19 protein-coding genes are annotated in these 17896 nt (G+C 59.0%); 12 read left to right on the top strand and 7 right to left on the bottom strand.

Annotated elements, in window-relative coordinates; genetic code table 11:
• The first annotated feature begins 125 nt into the window (after positions 1-125).
• Complete coding sequence (locus tag A4R35_RS09090) at positions 126-920, top strand: CAP domain-containing protein (RefSeq protein WP_112428610.1); 795 nt, start codon at positions 126-128, stop codon at positions 918-920.
• A gap of 187 nt (positions 921-1107) precedes the next feature.
• On the opposite strand, the gene A4R35_RS09095 is transcribed toward A4R35_RS09090, so the two are convergent.
• The gene (locus A4R35_RS09095; protein ID WP_112428612.1) at positions 1108-2676 is read right to left on the bottom strand and encodes a carboxypeptidase M32; all 1569 of its coding nucleotides are present in this window, start codon (positions 2674-2676) and stop codon (positions 1108-1110) included.
• A gap of 147 nt (positions 2677-2823) precedes the next feature.
• On the opposite strand from A4R35_RS09095, the gene A4R35_RS09100 reads away from it, so the two are divergent.
• Positions 2824-3042 carry a hypothetical protein gene (locus A4R35_RS09100; protein WP_112428614.1) on the top strand — a complete coding sequence of 73 codons (219 nt, stop codon included), beginning with the start codon at positions 2824-2826 and terminating at the stop codon, positions 3040-3042.
• Positions 3043-3142: 100 nt separating this feature from the next.
• The gene (locus A4R35_RS09105; protein WP_112428616.1) at positions 3143-4009 is read left to right on the top strand and encodes an EamA family transporter; all 867 of its coding nucleotides are present in this window, start codon (positions 3143-3145) and stop codon (positions 4007-4009) included.
• Positions 4010-4128: 119 nt separating this feature from the next.
• On the opposite strand, the gene A4R35_RS09110 is transcribed toward A4R35_RS09105, so the two are convergent.
• The 3 genes from A4R35_RS09110 to A4R35_RS09120 form a co-directional block, all read right to left on the bottom strand.
• On the bottom strand, positions 4129-4923 hold the full coding sequence (locus tag A4R35_RS09110) for a ferritin-like domain-containing protein (RefSeq protein WP_112428618.1): 795 nt from the start codon (positions 4921-4923) through the stop codon (positions 4129-4131).
• A gap of 358 nt (positions 4924-5281) precedes the next feature.
• A complete protein-coding gene (locus A4R35_RS09115) occupies positions 5282-6073 on the bottom strand; it encodes an anti-sigma factor (RefSeq protein WP_189362287.1) in 792 nt (263 codons plus the stop codon).
• Between the two features lie 332 nt (positions 6074-6405).
• Positions 6406-6951 (bottom strand): RNA polymerase sigma factor, encoded by a 546-nt coding sequence (locus A4R35_RS09120; protein ID WP_189361572.1) that lies wholly within the window; start codon positions 6949-6951, stop codon positions 6406-6408.
• Positions 6952-7352: 401 nt separating this feature from the next.
• Between A4R35_RS09120 and A4R35_RS09125 the strand changes: the two genes are divergently transcribed.
• Entirely contained in the window at positions 7353-7766 is a 414-nt protein-coding gene (locus tag A4R35_RS09125) for a DUF4383 domain-containing protein (protein WP_112428622.1), read from the top strand.
• Positions 7767-8021: 255 nt separating this feature from the next.
• Here the strand turns inward: A4R35_RS09125 and A4R35_RS09130 are convergent, their stop codons facing one another.
• From A4R35_RS09130 to A4R35_RS09140, 3 genes are all read right to left on the bottom strand, one after another.
• Positions 8022-8735 (bottom strand): YceI family protein, encoded by a 714-nt coding sequence (locus A4R35_RS09130; RefSeq protein ID WP_112428624.1) that lies wholly within the window; start codon positions 8733-8735, stop codon positions 8022-8024.
• A gap of 122 nt (positions 8736-8857) precedes the next feature.
• A complete protein-coding gene (locus A4R35_RS09135) occupies positions 8858-10273 on the bottom strand; it encodes a sensor histidine kinase (RefSeq protein ID WP_189361574.1) in 1416 nt (471 codons plus the stop codon).
• Between the two features lie 68 nt (positions 10274-10341).
• Complete coding sequence (locus A4R35_RS09140) at positions 10342-11031, bottom strand: response regulator transcription factor (RefSeq protein ID WP_112428628.1); 690 nt, start codon at positions 11029-11031, stop codon at positions 10342-10344.
• A gap of 599 nt (positions 11032-11630) precedes the next feature.
• On the opposite strand from A4R35_RS09140, the gene A4R35_RS09145 reads away from it, so the two are divergent.
• The 8 genes from A4R35_RS09145 to A4R35_RS09185 all read left to right on the top strand — a co-directional run bounded on the left by A4R35_RS09145 (position 11631) and on the right by A4R35_RS09185 (position 17872).
• Positions 11631-12122 carry an Asp23/Gls24 family envelope stress response protein gene (locus tag A4R35_RS09145; RefSeq protein WP_223258264.1) on the top strand — a complete coding sequence of 164 codons (492 nt, stop codon included), beginning with the start codon at positions 11631-11633 and terminating at the stop codon, positions 12120-12122.
• A gap of 20 nt (positions 12123-12142) precedes the next feature.
• The gene (locus A4R35_RS09150) at positions 12143-12616 is read left to right on the top strand and encodes a hypothetical protein (RefSeq protein ID WP_112428630.1); all 474 of its coding nucleotides are present in this window, start codon (positions 12143-12145) and stop codon (positions 12614-12616) included.
• A gap of 99 nt (positions 12617-12715) precedes the next feature.
• Positions 12716-13291 carry an alkaline shock response membrane anchor protein AmaP gene (gene amaP, locus A4R35_RS09155; RefSeq protein WP_112428632.1) on the top strand — a complete coding sequence of 192 codons (576 nt, stop codon included), beginning with the start codon at positions 12716-12718 and terminating at the stop codon, positions 13289-13291.
• A 138-nt stretch (positions 13292-13429) separates the two neighbouring features.
• Entirely contained in the window at positions 13430-13624 is a 195-nt protein-coding gene (locus A4R35_RS09160; RefSeq protein WP_112428634.1) for a hypothetical protein, read from the top strand.
• A gap of 294 nt (positions 13625-13918) precedes the next feature.
• Positions 13919-14605: a sigma-70 family RNA polymerase sigma factor gene (locus A4R35_RS09170; RefSeq protein WP_112428638.1), complete on the top strand. Its 687-nt coding sequence runs from the start codon at positions 13919-13921 to the stop codon at positions 14603-14605.
• Entirely contained in the window at positions 14602-14979 is a 378-nt protein-coding gene (locus A4R35_RS09175) for an anti-sigma factor family protein (RefSeq protein ID WP_112428640.1), read from the top strand. Before A4R35_RS09170 ends, A4R35_RS09175 begins: the two co-directional genes overlap by 4 nt.
• A gap of 246 nt (positions 14980-15225) precedes the next feature.
• Complete coding sequence (locus A4R35_RS09180; RefSeq protein ID WP_112428642.1) at positions 15226-16170, top strand: mechanosensitive ion channel family protein; 945 nt, start codon at positions 15226-15228, stop codon at positions 16168-16170.
• Positions 16171-16282: 112 nt separating this feature from the next.
• Positions 16283-17872: a PAS domain-containing sensor histidine kinase gene (locus tag A4R35_RS09185; protein WP_112428644.1), complete on the top strand. Its 1590-nt coding sequence runs from the start codon at positions 16283-16285 to the stop codon at positions 17870-17872.
• Positions 17873-17896 lie beyond the last annotated feature (24 nt).

Below are 17896 nucleotides of genomic sequence, written 5' to 3' on the forward strand. Positions count from 1 at the left end.
TCCTCGCTTGCTTACTACATGGCGGGCCGCCTGTGCTACAATTGCTGCCAGACTGGTTCATGGTAATGCCATGCAAAGACTTCGCTTCTGGATAGGTGAGATGAGCCAGGAGAAGGGAGGATGTCGTGCTGAGCAAGAAGCCATTGGTGCTGCTGGTGCTCTTGCTGCTGACCTGGCTAAGCGGGTGTGCGAGTGGGCCAACAAGCGAGCCGGCCACGGGACCGGCCTCATCAGGAAGGGGGCCAACGGCGCAGGGGAACAGTACACCGTCCCTTCGGGGGACACCGCAGATAACAGCGACAGTTTCCGGTGGCCTGAGAGCTGCCACCCCAATTAGCATTACGGGTCACGGTGAGGCCACAGCGACGCCGGATCCTACGGTACGCGGGCGCACGACACCTTCGCCAAGCCCTGCTTCGGGGCGCTCTGGCTCTTCTGCCACACCTATTCCGACCCTGGCCGCTGTCGGCAGTGGTCCTTATGGGACGCCGCCCGCGGAGACCAGCCAGGAAAGTCAACTACGGCAGCAGCTCTTTGCCCTCATCAACCATGATCGCGCCAGCCAGGGACTACCCGCCTATACCCTGAATGGCACCCTCTCTGCCGGCGCTCGCCTGCACAGCTGGAATATGGCACACTGCGGTCTAAGCCACGCCTGTCCTGGAGAAGCCGACCCTTGCGACCGCATTAGCGCAGAAGGAATTACGTGGAGCGTCTGCGGCGAGAACGTGGGCTACGCCTCGGCCTCACCCGATGCCTGGAGCGGCGTGCAACTGATCGAGAATAGCATGCTCAACGAGCAGCCACCTGACGACGGGCACCGTCGCAATTTGCTTAGCAGCGCCTTCCACCAGATTGGTATCGGCATCTATCTCGATAGCCAGGGCTATGTTTGGGTGACTGAAGATTTCACCAATTAGGGCTGAAGACCTCCCTCTAAGGCAGACAAGCAGGCAGACAGGCAGGACAGGAGCGCAGGCGAAGCCTCAATTCCTTTCTCACCTGCCTGCCTACTTCTCGTCTTGCCTGGGCACTGGGCCAGCTGGCTTCTTTCCTGGCCGGCGCGCTACCAGGGGCCAGCAGCCAGCGCGACCAGAATGCGCTCTCTTAGTTGGTCAGTTCATAGAGACGACCAAATTTCTCGTTGAGATAGCGAGCAAAGTAGCGCGCATCAGGCATTTCACCGGTGACGCGCTGAATGAGGTCCTCAGGTAGATAGATCATACCATAGATATACATGTGCTGGCGCAGCCAGTCCAGAATGAATGACGTATCGCCTCCAGCCAGGCGCTCGTCGAAGTCCGCGAAGGTCTGACGCAGCGTATAGTAGATCTGAGCTGCATAAAGGTTCCCGAGCGTATAACTGGGGAAGTAGCCAAAGCCGCTCGTCCAATGCACGTCTTGCAGGACGCCATTGGTATCGCTATCTGGCTCGATCCCCAGGTACTCCCGATAACGGGCGTTCCATAGACGCGGCAGGGACTCGACGGCCAGCTCTCCGTTGATGAGTTCACGTTCTAATTCGTAGCGGATGATAATGTGCAGATTATAGGTGACCTCGTCGGCCTCAATGCGGATCAAGCTCGGCTCAACCTTGTTAAGAGCGCGCGAGAAGGTTGCCGCATCGATTGTGGCAAAGTGCTCGGGGAAGGCCGCGCGCAGCAGGTGGAAATGGCCCTGCCAGAATGGCTCAGAGCTGCCAATGTAGTTTTCCCAGAGGCGTGACTGGGACTCGTGGACGCCCATCGAGGCCCCACCAGCCAGCGGTGTGCGCAGGAGCGTGAAGGCGCAACCCTGTTCGTAGAGGGCATGGCCGCCTTCATGAATAGTGGCCATCACTGCCGAGGCGATAAAATTCTCCTGGGGATGAATGGTCAGGCGTACATCAACCGGGCTGCCAAAGCTAGTGGTAAACGGGTGCGGCGAGTGAGCCAGACCACCGCGCTTGAAGTTGTAGCCCAGGGCCTCCAGCAAACGCTTACAGAGAGCATCCTGCTGGGCTACAGGAAAGTGTCCGTAGAGGCAGGAAGCATCGATGTTGCGTCCACTTTCCTGAATGCGCTTGAGTAAGGAGAGGCTGACCTCGCGCACTGGGGCGAAGAGGGCATCGAGTTTGCGCACCGTCAGGTCGGGTTCGAAGAGGTCCAACAGGGCATCGTAACGCGTCTCACGGTAGCCATAGCGGTCGGCAACCTCGCGCTGCAGGGCTACAGTGCGGCTCAGCCAGGGGGCAAAGCTGGCAAAGTCATTCTGTTCGCGCGCTCTCCGCCAGGCCTCGAAGCTGGCCGCCTCGACGCGCGCCATCTCCTCAACAAGCGAGCGCGGAAGGCGTGTGGCCTTTTCATGTTCGCGCCGCGCTTCGCGCACCAGGGCGCGGTCGGCATCAGTGAAAGGCTCGTGCTCGACCACTTTTTCCAGCCTGGCAATCAGGCGTCCCAGCTCGGGGGCGGTCCAGCGTTCGTGAAGCACGCCCCGCAGGGTCGCCAGTTGGGCGCCACGTACATCTCCCGCTTCCTCCGGCAAGGCTGTATTCTGGTCCCAGTCCGCCAGTGCCCCGAGCGCCGCCAGGTCAGAGATCTCCTGCAGATAGCCTAGCAGAGCATTGACCTCCTCATGCGAGCGTGAGAACTCCGGCATCAGCGCTTTTTGTTCTTGCTGTGAATGCAACGACGACATAGATATGATCTTCTCCTCAAATCCACAGAATCGCAATCAGCTGCTAACGAGAGAGATGAGATGCGATGATAGACGATGTGGCACCCTGCTCGTTAGGAGAGTGGCATCGCTCTTCAGGGCATGTTAACAGCATAGCACAGAAGGGCAATGGCCCAGAAGTGGCGCCGCGCTCGCGCTGACACACCGCTGGCAGGCATGAGCGGTAGACTGGACGAGACGCTGCTTGAGAGCTATACTAGTGATGCCGCTCTGCTCCTGGGAAGAGAGTACCAGATCGGCGCCCTGACCGTGCTGATCGGCCCGCGGCAGGCAGACCATGCAGACGATCAGCCAGGGTACAGCCAGACCCGTAATCGTTCCTCATGATGCGCTGGCGCGGGCGGCAACGCTCGTCTCGCTGACTTGCTCCAGCCCAGCTGCAGCAGAACTGGACCATTTCTAGCCCCGCCAGGAGCGACCTTGAGTCATGAGTATCCAGGTCCTCGCGCTCTTAGTCTGTGCCGGCCTCATGCACAGCAGCTGGAATCTCCTGTCGAAAGAGGGTAAGGATCGGCAGGTTTTCATCTGGTTAGCGATCTGCTCCGCTTCCCTGCTCTGCTTTCTGCCGTTTCTGCTGCTCTATCGGGCGGTGTCACCTCATGCCTGGCCGCTGATCGCCCTTTCGGCAGCGCTGGAGGCCACTTACTACTTGCTGCTGGGGGCAGCCTATCGCTACGGCGATCTCTCGCTGGTCTATCCACTGGCGCGTGGCAGTGCCCCGTTATTCGTGACCGTGATCGCCCTGCTGGCCCTGGGCGAGCGCCTATCGCTGATTGGAGGTCTTGGTATCCTGCTGATTGTGGGCGGAATCTATGTGATCCACTTGCGCACCTTCGCCTGGCGCGAGCTGACTGCGCCACTGCGTCGGCTGCGCGAACCGGCAGCATTGCTGGCCCTGCTTTGTGGCTTGAGTATCGCCGGCTATTCGACAGTCGATAAGGTGGGCCTGCGCTATGTTGCGCCTCTTACGTATATCTATCTGATTTTTGTGATCTCGGCTCTCTATCTGCTTCCTTATATGCTCCTGGCCCGCCGTGCAGCAGTGCAAGCTGAATGGCAAGCCCACGCTCCGCGGATCATCCTGGCTGGTGCTCTGGCCCTGCTCTCGTACTTACTGGTCCTTTTCGCACTCCGGCAAACACAGGTCAGCTATATTGCTTCAGCGCGCGAACTCTCGGTTGTCTTTGCAGCCTTGATGGGCACGGCCATCCTGCATGAATCCTTTGGACGGCAGAAACTGGTTGGCTCGCTGCTGATCTTTGCAGGCATTCTCTGCATCGCCTTGCAACCATGAGGCGAGGCACAGGGAACTCTGCAGTGAGGGAGCAGCGAGAGCGTCCGCTGAATAGCGGTGCTGGCTCCCGCCGCCCCGCAATGGCAAGCGCAAGCGCTCAAAGCAGCTAGCGATAACCCCTAGGAGCAGGCCACAGCGTAGGGGGTACGATAGGTCACGCCGCGGTCGGTTGTGTCAACTGGATGATAGACAAAGCGGTTGCCAGGACGAGGATTGAGGTAGCCGGCTTTCTGGACCAGGGCCGGGGCATCGCCGACTTTGGCAACCAGCACAGGTGAAAAGGCCCAGTTGTCAGCAGGATCGAGCCGCCCGATAAAGCGCCCCAGGGCACGATGCTCCGCCTCGACAGTGGCGATCTGGGCGGCAATCTGGGCCAGATCTGGGCGATTCTGCTGGGCCAGCTCGCGCACCGCTGAAAGAAAGGCTGAGTCAAAGACTCCCTCTAGCTGCTGCTGCGTCTCAATGAAGAGGCGCAGATTCTCGAAGGTCTCTTCTCCGTAAGGAAAGCTGAACTCGCTGGTGAGGACACCACCCCCCGCCTGAGCAAAGAAGTTTTCGTGGATCTGCTCTTCGATCAGAGCCGCTTCCAGAGCGGCAATCTCACGCCAGGTGAGGCCGAGACGATAGGCGCGTCGCAGCCCGTTGCTATAAAAGGTCACGGCCAGGCGCTCGGCGGTGCGAGCGATGGTAAAAATATCCTTGATGGGAGTCACGCAGCTATTGCTCGCCGCAGGGGCAGCATGGGCCACCTGGCCCAGAAAGGCGCCGCTGACTGCCGCAGAGAGGGCAGTCCCCAGGCCCGCTCCGGTGACCGCCCCCAGAGCTACCCCTTTCAGAAGAGCGCGCCTGGCCGCTTCCGGCTGCTGCGCTTCAGACTCCGGCTCTGGCGCTGCCATATCTCTCATCTCATCCATTGTTCCATGCTCCTTGCGTCGTTCTCACTTTGTTGTGCGCTGTCAGTGGGTCGGACGATCAAGCGAAGAGAAGAAGGAAGCACAGACCAGTACCCCACGAACCTGCTCGCTCGCCCCAGTCGGAGAGAGGAGACTGTGAGGAAAGACGGGCGCTACTCATGCGCCCATCACCTGAGCAGGTAAGTCGAACCATAGCGGGCGCTCCCGACCAGGGTAGCAGAGCGACTCGGGACAGAGCTAACTCCTGCTATCCTCCTCCTCGCCTTGCGTATACGCCAATTTGGCTCACTTAGATTACTTCCCTCCAGCTACCCTACCGCCTTAAAGGCTGTAGGTACTACTGTAGAGGGATTATCCATTATCCATGATAATTTGCCTGAGAATTGATTAGCGTACCGAGGGCAACGACTGGGCCTTTTGGCGCATCAAGACTAGGCTGAGGACCGTTTTCAAGACTGATGGCGAGGCTATCGTAGCCAGCCAGCGGGCCTTGAAAGTTGAGAGTGGCCACGCCGTTTTCGACCGTCAGCAGACCAATGCTGGTTGGGCGTTGATGACGCAGGAGCCAGCCCTGATAGACATGGGTGCCCTGTAAAGGGGGAAGTCCATAAACTACGACTACGGTGACCTGTTGGCGGGGAAAGTACATGACTTCTCCACGGGCTGAGCTGGCCCGAGCTGTGCCACGGAGCGAATAGACCACGGGTGCTTCCGGGCTGCCTAGCAGCGCTACCTGCTGCTGTAGATGGCTGAGCTGTTGCTGCAACGAGATATTCCAGGCGAAGCTCCCGCCGAGGAGCGACAGCAACAGAACAGCCACCGCGGCCAGAGCAGCCCAGCGCCAGCGCTTACCTGCTCTCTGCCGAAAGCGGCTCTCCGCTTGAGTGGGCCAGGCAGGCTGGATCTGACTCAAACGCTGCTGTTGGGCTTGCTCTTCGATGCGCGCGAGAATGCGCTCCTTCACACGTGGTGAGGGTTCGACCGGAGGAACGGTGAGGGGAAAGAGCTCCACGACACTGCGCAGCTGCTGCAGCGCGCGAGAGCACTTCGGACATTGAGCCAGATGCTCATCGGCGGCACGTCGTTCCTCTTCTGTTAGCGCGTCAAGGGCATAGGCGCCGGAAAGCTCTTCGAATTCCTGGCAGTTCATAAGGGGCTCCGTCTCCATTGCTCTCTCTTCCCGGGGCAACCCGCTCCATTGTATTGTAACGCTCCCTGTCAGCGTGCCAAGCTTGGGTGACGTGGTCTCTGTCTGCAGTGCTGGTCTTGCTTTCAATGAGATTGCCCTCTCTATCAGCCAGCCAGCCACCTCCTCCGTTTCTGGTTCTGGCAACGGTGCCAGACTGGAGAGAGGGAAAGCGCGGTGGCCTATCACGACCAATAAGCAAGGCGAGCGCCTGACGTAGGACCAGTGCAGTGGGCAACGCCACAGGATAGATGGGGCCTGGCGAGCTTCTATCTTGCCTGCCTGCATGCAGGGCGCTAGCTTTCAACAGTACCAAGTCGTTCGAGAATGCTGCGCAGGCGCATCAGGCCCAAGCGCATGCGGGCCTTGACCGTTCCCAGGGGAAGGCCATAGGCGCGAGCAATTTCGGAGTGGGTCCAGCCCTCGAAATAGGCTAACTCAATGACCAGGCGCTGCTCGCTGGAGAGCAGCGCGAGCGCCCTCCTTAGCTGCGCCCCCTGGACGGAGCGCCAGACCGCATCCCAGGCGTCAGCAGTGACCATTTCCTCGCTGGTGACAGCATCTTCCAGGGGCATGCCGCGCAATTCAGCGTGAGTGCGCAGGCGACGCAGGTGATCGATCGCTCGATGGCGCATGATCGAGATCAACCAGTTCTGGACCGAACCCATGCGCGATGAGTAGCTACTGGCGTTCTGCCAGACCGCCAGAAAAGCTTCTTGCAGCAAGTCCTCGGCGACCTGATGGTCCTTGACCATGCGGTATGTCACAGAATAGAGCAGGCGCTGGTAACGCTCATAGAGCATTTCCAAAGCCCAGACTACGCCGAGGGAAATCGCCCGCACGAGCGTCTCGTCGCTCAGCTCTTCAACAGGGATGTGCGGGGGCCTCGCCCTGGGCTCAGAGCCAGAAGCCTTCCCACTCGACCCCTGCCCCTCCTTCTTCCCCGATGCACTCATTGCACTTCACGGTCCTCGTCGCAAGCAAAAGATCCAGAGGCCACTACAGAGGCCATTATAGGCATGATAGCAAGCTACAAGCTACGCCGCCTCTCTATCACAGGCTCTCTTTGCGGAGGATACGCAAAAGATGGCCCTCTGGATCTCTTTGCCGCTAGCAGTCAGGGTCAGAGGGCTGGCTCGCCCACCTCTGCCCCTGACCACAGCACCAAGCGCGTACGAAGGAGTGAAGTAATCCGCCACCCCCACTCTCACGTAGCCCCTTTGCAGAAAGGAGGTTTTGCCTCATGAGACAGTTTGACCTTGCTCGTGGCTTCGCTCTGGTTATCGGGATTGTTTTCTTGCTGGTTGGCATCCTTGGCTTCATTCTGAATCCGACCGAGGGGGCGCTTCTGGGCATCTTCGCGGTCAATATCGAGCACAATCTCATCCATCTGCTTGTAGGTATTCTGGGCATCGCAGCGGCCTTTACAGGATGGTCGCGCCTTTACGCTCAGATCCTGGGAATTGTCTACCTGCTGGTTGGAATTCTAGGGTTCATCCCGGGCCTTGCTCCCGATGGAATGCTGCTCGGTCTCGTCCATATCAATCTGGCCGATAATCTGCTGCATCTGATTGTCGGGGCCGCCGCAGCTATCGTTGGCTTCCTGCCAGTTGGTCGTCAGGCTCTGTCGGGCGAGAGCTACGGTAGAGCGCGCTAATCTGCCAGTCCTGTCCTGATCCGATGGCCTGCCACCCGCAGGCTACGGCTTGCTTCCCTCCATTGAACAGGCAGGCCGTGCGCGAGCTAAAGAGTGGTCTCCAGGTCCGCGTACGGCCTGCCTGCCTGCCTTGCGCCTCTGAGGGCAGCGTTCAGCATACCGCTGTTCTTTCTTGCTTACTTACCTACTCACTGTAGTGAACATGGCCCCGTCGCTGCAGGCGGCAGGGCGCTCCCTTCCGTTCCTCCCACTCGCTCAGCTCCCAACGGCACGAGCGGTGAAGGTGATCGAAATCGTCACCTGGTTCTCAGAAATGGCAATGTTGGCGAGATTCGGCGGCTGAATGCCGAAGTCAGTCATATAGATCGTGGTCGTCGCCGTGCCAGTAATCGTGTCGCCGCTAAGCTTGCCCTGGACATCAAATTCGGTGCGGTTGGTCTTGCCATGCATAGTCAGATTACCGATAAGCTTGAAATGCACGTTCTGTCCATCGCTATAGTTAGCGGGCAAGCCCTGGGCCAAGACAGAGACAAAGGTGGCGTAGGGATACTGATCGGTCTGGAGAGCATTACGCTGCACATAGTTGTCGCGTCGTGGCGAATCGGTCTGCAAGGTCCGCAGATCCACAGTGATCTTCATGTTGCCAATGAGCGGCGATGGATCGGTACGCACCCCAAAACTGCCCTGGACCGCATGAGTAGTGCCGATGACCTTGTTATGCGGCTTATTCTCGATGATGAGGTTCTCATAGACGCTATAGCTTGCCGTGGTCTGATCGGGCACAATCTGGAAGGTGCGCAGCCCCGGGATCGTAGTCGGCGTTCCCGTGACACTGACCGGCCCCGCCGCCTGATGCGGCTGATTGACGCTACTGGCAAAGTGCTGGGCATAGACCAGGAAGCCGCCGACGAGTACGGCGACAACTACCACCACGAGCACAACCGCAACGATGACGCTCTTCCTTTTCATAGTTCCTCCCTGTGAAAGCAATAGTCCATCATCTGCAATTGACCTGTCCTTTCTCCTTTACGATGAACTGTTGCATTGTTTACAGGACCAGGAGGAAAAACTCCCTCCGGGGGAAGCCCTCCTTAGCGACTGAGGCCCGTTTCGCGCGCACCTAATCGCTGGTCAGGAGCTGCCGCCTTGCGGAGTGCAGGCCGGTGCTGTAGGGCCTCAAAGCCCGCGCTGCGAGCTAATGGTAAGCTGAGTGTTGCAACGGTGCCTTGATCGGGTACGCTGGTCAGCGTCAGTTGCCCGCGGTGAAGTCTGGCAATGCTACGGGCAATCGAGAGGCCCAGCCCGGTGCCTCCCGCCTCGCGCGAACGTGCCTTGTCAACGCGATAGAAACGTTCCCCCAGGTGGGGCAGATGTTCTGGTGGAATGCCGATGCCAGTATCACAGACCTCCAGGATGGCTCTCCCATCGCGCTCTAGCGTACGGATGAGGACGCTGCCGCCCTGGTGATTGTACTTGAGAGCGTTATCCAGGAGGACCAGAATGGCCTGTTCGAGGAGAAGGGGATCACCAATCACATATGGCTGATCATGGTGCTCTTCTTCTACCCGAATGGCCCGCTGCATGGCCAGCGCGCGAATGCGCCGGGCGCCATTATGGGCAAGGGTCGCCAGGTGAATGACCTCATGTTCGCGATGCAGCTGGCCGCTGTCGAGACGCGCCAGGGTGAGCAGATTGTTAGCAATGGCGGCCAGATGGTTGGTTTCCGTGACAATATCCTCCAGGAGAGCAGCGTCCTCCCCCTGCAGACGTTCACGACTGCGCAGCAGTACTTCGGCATCGGCCCGGAGGAGTGTGAGAGGCGTACGGAGTTCATGCGAGGCGTCAGCGATAAAGCGCTGCTGATTAGCCCAGGCCAGCCGCGCTGGGGCGAGGGCCCGGTTCGCCAGGAAGAGGCCGCCGATACCGGCTCCGAGCAGGCTTAAAGCCCCCAGACACAGGAGCAGGATCAGGAGCAACGAGAGAGCATTTTCTTGGGCCTGGATTGATTCGCCCACCAGCACCACCCCGGAGACTGTAGAGCCGTCGCTGCTGGGTATGGCAACAGCATAGCGGTAGATGGCGCCGAAGGAGTGGCCGCCGTCAACGATGTCGCTGGCGTTACCCTGCTGGACAGCCTGCTGCACGAGACTGCCACTGATCAGACCTGGCGGAAGCTGATCATCGCCGCCAATGAGAGGATGGCCCTGAGCATCAAAGCACAGCACCCATTCCATGACTGGGCCTTCTTTGCCGGGCGTAGGAAAGGGATTGCCCGGCATGGAAGAAGCACAGGCTCGGTCAAGGTGCCCCGCAAGCCATTGCTCGGCATGCATACGAGCATGCTGCTGGGCTGAGTCTTCTAACGGCTGCAGGAGAAAATAATTGGCCCCAAAGTAGAGGGCAACCCCGAAGAGGATGAGCGCCGCCCCCAGGACGCCGCAATACCAGAGTGTCAGGCGCGTGCGTAGACCGCGGAAGAGGCTCGCCCCCGCTTCTTCAACCAGCAATCGCCGGCCTGATCGCCTCAAGAGACCGCTTATCCATCTATAGCCTTGGAACATAGCCCTATCCTCGCTTATTTGCCGCTCTCCCGCGCTTCGATTTTATAGCCCACACCACGCACGGTCTTAATCAGAGGATAATCAAAGCCTTGATCGATCTTTTCGCGCAAGTAGTGGATATAGATATCAACGACATTGGAGAGAGCATCGATGTCATAACGCCAGACCGCATTGATAATCTGTGTGCGGCTCAACACCTGACCAGGATGGCGCATCAGGTATTCCAACAGGGCGAACTCTTTGGCTGTCAGCTCAATGACCCGTCCTGCGCGGCGCGCCTCGTGACGTACCAGGTCGAGGGTCAGGTCACCAACAGTTAGCTGCAGGTTATCGTCGAAGCGGCGGTCGCGCCGCCGCAGGAGAGCGTTGATACGAGCCAGCAGCTCGGCCATGGCAAAGGGTTTGGTGAGATAGTCGTCAGCTCCTACATTGAGGCCGGTCACCCGATCCTCAATGGCACCACGCGCCGTGAGCATCAGTATTGGCGTGGTAACGTGCTCGGCCCGCATTTGTCGACAGATCTCTAACCCATCGATGCCCGGCAGCATCAGATCAAGGATGACGACGTCGTAGGTGTCGGAAAGTGCCAGATCAAGACCGCTCTGACCATCATGAGCCAGATCTACCGTGTGTCGCTCCTCCTGCAGCACACGACGCAAGAGATAGGCCAGACGCTTCTCATCTTCAATGACAAGAATATGCATGCCTTCTTCCCCCGAATGCTCGCGTTTGCCAGCGCAGCAGAGCAGCGGTTCACACCGCTGCCGCTGGTTTGATGCCCCTTTTGCCTCTCCTCTCCTGCCAGTCTCTCCCAGGCGGTACCAGAGGAGAGGCTGCCTGGAAGCAAAGCGGAAGAGAGCAACGGCTGGTTCCCGGAATCTGCCCTTCTCAGGATAGCAGCTCTTTATGAGAATTTGATTGGAAAATTGTGGGAGCTTTGTTAACCTCAGCCGCCACCAGCCTCCAGGTGCGCAGGCTGTTTCGCCCCACGCAGAAACGCTGAACCGGGACAAGCCGTGTTTGTTTCTGGAGTCTCTCTGGCAGCAGGAGGATGGCGTCTACTGGTCGGTGCTAGCGAGGAGAGAGGCGTGACTTTTTGAAAGTTCTGCCGTCTCTCTCTTTCGGTGGTGGACATTCGCATCCTCTCTATCATAAAGATGAGAGCAGCCTGACAGGCTCTTTTCCGTGGCCATCTTCCTTTTTTCCAGGATCTGAGCTGTCTGAAAGACTATGGCAGAGGCAACGTCAGAAAAGCAGCAAAAACGATAGTTATTCGCCCATAGAGGCAAAGGAGGTTATAGAAATGCCAGATCGTCCTGATGAACAGACGACCGCAACAGCCACGGCAGCGCCACAAAGCTCGATTCGTGGCGTGGCCCCGGCAACGATGGGGCGCGGGTTGGAGGCAGTCACTCCCCAGGGAAAGACCTCCATCGCCGACAATGTTGTGGCTAAGATTGCCGGTATCGCTGCCCGTGAGATTGAGGGCGTACACGAGCTTGTGCCCGCCGGAGCGGGGGCAGCCATCGCCGGTCTAGCCAGTCGCGTCACCGGGGGAGATACGCGCTCGCTCGGTGTCAACGTCGAGGTGGGTCAGCAGGAGGCGGCCATCGACCTGAACATGGTGGTCGACTATGGGGTGAGCATTCCCCAGGTGGCGGCGGCGGTGCGCCAGAACATCATTAATCGGGTGGCAGCCATGACCGGTCTGACGGTGAAAGAGGTCAACATTGCCGTAACCGACCTCTACTTTCCTGAAGAGCAGGCACGCCAGAATCAGCCGCGTGTGCAATAGTGGAGAGGATGGCCAGGGGTATGACTGAGCAGCAAGCGACCCCGACGAGCCTTGACGATCTCTCGCTGGCGCGGGCGGTAGCAGAGGCGGTCTGTCAAATTCCAGCGGTGCTAGAGCTAAGCGCGGGTCGCTTTGCCCGCGAAGGTACCTATGGCCCTGGCGAGTTCGTGCGTGGGGTTGTCTTACAGCGCCCCACGCCCGACTCGCTGGAGGTCGATGTCCGTGTGGTATTGGCTGAGCAAGCTTTACGTGGTGGCCTTGCAGCCCGCCGCGATGGCTATCACAGTAACAGTAACAGTGGTGGCTTTCCACGTTCTGGCGGCAGTGCCAGCACTCAGCCTCAGCAGCGCCCACGGGCACGCAGTGCCAGCAGCAATCAGCTTTCACTGCTGGATTTGAGCGAGCAGATCCGCATCGCGATTCAGCGTGCGCTTGTCCAGGCTGGGCAACAGCCTGCACGGACGATTAATGTCTTTTTTGACGACGTGCGTTGAGGGCTGCCTGGGTGACGCGCGCTCCCACTCTCCTCTCTTTTCCGTTCTTCTGGTTGGCGAGTGGGAACGCCGTTTTCCCCTGCTTTTTGAGGAAGTGCTATGAGAAATGTATTCAATCGTCTGTTGATTGTGCTCTTGAGCCTGGTGGCTTTGGTGGCGGGTATCGTGCTCATCCTGCTGGAAGCGGGACTGGTCACCGCGGCTCAGGTCAGCCCGGGTGGCTTCTTACAGCGGCAATGGGAGTTCCTGAGCCATCTTAACCAGGCCGACGCTACTACCGCGACTCTCGTAGGGATAGGTCTGGCCCTGGTCGGTCTGATCTTGCTCATCGTGGAGCTGCTGCCGGGCAGGCGCCCGCCCGCCCAATTCGTTATTCAGCACGATAGCCGCGGCATGGTCGCTGTGACACGCAGCAGCGTGAATGAGCTGGTGCGTTATGTCGCCGGAACGGTGCCAGGCATTCTGGAGACTCGTGGAGCAGTGCGCCAGGAGCAGCAGGGCCTGCGCGTGCGCGTTCAGGCCGCCATCTCTCCCGAGGCGGCAGCGCCAGAGGTAGGCAAGACGCTTCAAGAGAAGCTGCAGCAGTCCCTTCAGCATCACCTCGGCCTGCCGGTGGCCAGGGTAGAGATTGCTACACAGGTTGCCTCCCCCGGACGGGGGAGGCGTGTCCGCTAAGGAAGGTGACGGAGCAGTTCCTTGCCTGATCAGGTCGGGCAGGCCGCCGGTCAGCTAGCCATCTCGTGGTCGGCCTGTTCGCCTTGGACAAGGTACTGTCTCACGCACCGAGATGCAATGAAAGGAGGAAGTGAGAAGATGACGGCCCGTACCTTAGGCCTGGTGATAGGCTTCGCCCTCGGGGTCGTTTGGGTAGCCTTTGGCTTTGGGGCCGCGCTCCTGGTTGCCGTGCTCGCCTTTCTGGGCTGGCTGGTTGGCGGCATTGCTGAGGGCCAGATCAATGTGGTGACCCTTTGGGAAGATTTGCAGGGACGCCGGCGCGATCTGATCTGAGCTGAGCCAAGCCGATCATCCTTCAATCGATCCTATCGGCTGATCGCTCGTTCACTCTCTCGCCCCGTCCTCGACTCTGCCCTGGCATGACCGCCAAGGATTGCGCTTGCGCTTGCTCTCTCCCTTCCTCTGCCTTCACTCCTGGCTTGGGCCTCTGCCTGGCCCACTCAGCCGAGCAGAGCCGGGCATGGAAGGAGAAGGCCCAAGCCAAGTAAGGGATGAGAGAGGCCGGTTTCCTGATGCAGGCGGTCATGCCCGCTCATTAGCAGGTGGAATACGTCCTTGGACGAGAGTATGCTTAGTGATGCCGCTCTGGTAATGCGCTGCCAGCACGAACTGCCTGAGACCACGCGCAGCTTTGAGGAGCTGGTTCGGCGCTACACCCAGCGCCTCTATACCCTGGTCTTTCGGATCGTCGCCAACCGCGAAGAAGCGGAGGATATCACTCAGGATGTCTTGCTCAAAGCTTACTACTCCTTGCCCCAGCTTAAGCAGCCCGCCCAGTTCTCAACATGGCTGTATCGCATGGCGACCAACGCCGCCCTGGATTCGCTGGAACGGCGTCGGCGCCACCCCTGGACCGCACCCATTGAGCAGGTGCCAGAGCAGGCTCAGCCATTGCCAGCGGCAGCTGTCGCTCTGGCCCATCCAGAGGAACAACTGTTGCGAAACGAGCTGAGAGACTGTATTAATACTGTTCTCTGCACCTTGGAGCGAGAGCAGGCTCAGATTCTTGTAATGCGTGAGCTGGAAGAGCTGAGCTATGACGATATAGCACGCATGCTTGACGTGAGCCTGGGCGCTATTAAAATGCGTCTGCATCGGGCCCGGCTGGCCTTCCAGCGTCTCTTTCTTAAGCTCTGTAGCCATTATGCGCGAGTGGTACGTTCCCGTCCTCGGCCAGAGCGTTCGGGACAGCGCCCCTCACAGCAGGCTCGGCCGATTCCACGGCAGCAGCAGAGAGCAAAGGAGCAGTCATGAATTGTGATGAACTGCGCTCCCTTCTTCCAGAGTTGGTTGACGGCAGCTTGTCCCCAGCTCAGCAGGCGGAGGCCCGGGCGGCACTCGCCGCTTGTCCTGAGTGTCGGCGCGAATTCGAGGTCGCGCGCCAGGTCCATGCTTTTTTCCAGGTCTTGCGACAGCGTGAAGGAACGGTCCCCCTGTCCGTCAACCTGGAACGCCGTGTGCTGGCCCGTCTCCAGCAAGAGCGCTGCAGCCTGGAGCTGCTCGACCTTTCAGCCCTGGCTCTGACCACCTGGCTCAGAGAGTTACTGCACATGCTCGGCACCTTTCTGGTTCCAGACTGGGAGAGTAACGAGAGTTCTGCCTCTGTGCAGGTCGAGCCGGGGCCTTGATAAGCCAGCCGCCCCGTGTTCATCGACTTCGGTTGGCTGCTTGTCTCGATTTGCTCCCTGTCCGTCTGTCAGAGTGGTCATCCAGGTCCGAGCCGGAGCCGAATTGGCCGCTTCGGCTCCATGACGGGCCAGACAGGACAGAGCGGACAGAGAGGGACGGCTGTGGCATTGCCTCACTACAGATGGCCTCTATGAGCAAGTACCCTGGTCTGATGTAACCTGGAAAGAAGAAGAAGAAGAGAGGCTATGAACATCCAACCGGTCATTGATAGTCTGAGCAAGACACTACTGGAGATCGCTTCGTTCGTTCCTCGTCTGATTAATAGCTTGCTACTGCTGGCCATCGGCTATGTGCTGAGTCTGCTGGTACGCTGGGGGCTGCGCTTTCTTCTGGAGCATGTGGGAGCACAGCAGCTTGGGGAGCGCCTCGGCTTTGCCACATTCTTACGCCGGCTTGGCCTCTCACCTTCGGTGCCCCGCTTTCTATCAAACGCCGTTTTCCTCTTCCTGCTATTAAGCTTTTTTACTTCTGCTGCACGCCTGCTGGAGTTCGTTAGCCTGGTTGACTTTCTAGAGGCTATTCTGCACTTTGTGCCGCGGGCCATCAGTGCCGCCCTACTCGTGTTGCTGGGTGGTCTGGGCGCGCGTTTTCTGGCCGCAACGGTGGCAGCTCTGGCCCGCAGTGTCAATATCGCCTACAGCCGCCTGCTGGCCTCATTGGTGGAATATGTCCTGCTGGCCTTTCTGGTGATCATCGCCATTTCGCTGCTCGGCATCGATACAACGGTGCTCACAACGAGCTTTACCATTCTGCTGGCGGCACTGGGCCTGGCTATTGCTTTAAGCTTCGGCTTCGGCTCACAAGAAGCAGCGTGCAATATTATCGCCGGCTACTATATCCGCCGTCATTTTTCTTCGCGTCAGGAGCTGCACTTCGGCAGCTATCAGGGACGTTTTCAAGCAACGTCGGGCATGTACACCACCCTGGAGGTCAGTGACGAAACGGGTCAGACCCGCTTACTCTCGATCCCGAATACGCTCTTTCTACGCCAGATTATTCTGGGTGGGCCAGCCGGCCCAGCGTCTGAAGCTGCTGAGGCTGCCGGCCCACAGGCAGGAGAGCCAGGATCATCGTCTACCTCCAGCACGACCCCCTCAGGGTCGGATGCCGCTCATGAGAGCGAGCAGTGAGGAAGTAAGCTTGGGGAAGCCCGAGAAGAATCCCCAAAGAGCGAAAATAGTGGCATAATGAAGAGCGTTATGACCTGGCTTCAGATCGCTCAGCAAAAGAGGAGTAGCCACAATGGCTGGAACGTTTCCAGAGGAGGGGCCTCCCGCCAGAGACCCTTCTATTGAGCAACTGCTGCAAGAGAGCCACACCCGCGAAATTATCGATCAGAGTCCTGATTGCATTAAGCTGTTAGATCACGAGGGTCACTTGCTCTGGCTCAATCAGGGCGGTATCCGCGCTTTGGAGATCGAGGATGTCGCCAGCTGTCTCAATAGCGAGTGGGTGACGTTCTGGTCGGGCGAGGGGCGTCGCCTGGCCGAGCAGGCTCTGGCAGAGGCCCGCGCCGGACGAGTGGGGCATTTCGAGGGCTTCTGTCCGACCATGAAGGGCACCCCGCGCTGGTGGCAGGTGACCATCACGCCTTTTCTTGATCATGAAGGACGCATCGCCTGCCTGTTAGCCATTTCGCGCGATATCACCGAGCGCAAACAGGCCGAGGCGGCCCTCAAGGCCAGCGAGGAGCGCTTCCGCAGCCTGGCTGAACATGCCCCGATTATTATCTGGCAAACCGATACAACGGGATCTGCTGTCTATTTCAATACGACCTGGCAGCACTTTACCGGGCGCCCTTCAGCTCAGTGTCAGGGCTGGCAATGGACTACGGCGATTCATCCGTCCGACCGTCGACGAGTGCTGGAGCACTGGCATATGGCCTTGACCAACCAGCAACCTTACGAGTCCCAGTTTCGCCTCTTGGGAGCCGATGGCGAGTATCACGATATGCTGGTTCGGACCACCCCCTACAACGATGCCAGCCTCCAGTTCGCCGGCTATATCGGCACTATGCTCGATATCAGCAAGCAAACAGCTCTTGAGCGCCAGCGTGATGCTTTTTTGAGCCTGGCCACCCATGAATTGAAGACGCCGCTGACGGCCTTGCTGGGTAATATTCAGCTTGCGCGCCGTTTGCTGCAACGGCTAGCACGCTCGACGGAGCTGGATGAGGAAACACGCCTCCAGCTCTTTGAGCAGGCTCAGGGTCTACTAGAGCGCGGTGAGCAACATCTACGCCGTCAGAACCGTTTAATCAATGATTTGCTGGAAATGTCGCGCAACCAGGATGAGACCCTGGAGCTGCGCCTGGCCCACTGGGACCTGGTGGAGATTGTGCGCGAGACAGTCCAGGATTTACAGCTGGCTTTTCCGCAGCGCGTAATTGCGCTCAACTTACCTGAGAAGGAGTCTCTCTTTGTTTATATCGATCGCGATCGTATCGAGCAGGTGGTCCATAACTATCTCACTAACGCACTGAAATATTCTCCGCCCGAGCAGCCGATCGAGGTAGGGGTAGAGCGCAGTACTATGGCTGCGCGCTGTTGGGTGCGCGACGCTGGCCCGGGTCTACCCGATGAGGCTCGCGAGCACATCTGGGAGCGTTTCTATCAGGTGCCTGGCATTCGTCCCTATCAGAACGCCGGCGCCAGCCTCGGGCTGGGCCTGTACATCAGTCGGCGTCTCATTCAGCAGCAAGGTGGCGAGGTGGGCGTTGAGAGTTGTGAGGGAGTCGGCTCGACCTTCTGGTTCACCTTGCCGCTGGTTGCTCCCACGGAGGAGGCCAGGGGATCTATACAACAGGCAGAGAACAAGGAAGGAGCCGCTTAGGAGGATACAGCGTCAGCCTCCCGG

This window comes from Thermogemmatispora tikiterensis (genome assembly GCF_003268475.1).
Lineage (GTDB): Bacteria > Chloroflexota > Ktedonobacteria > Ktedonobacterales > Ktedonobacteraceae > Thermogemmatispora > Thermogemmatispora tikiterensis.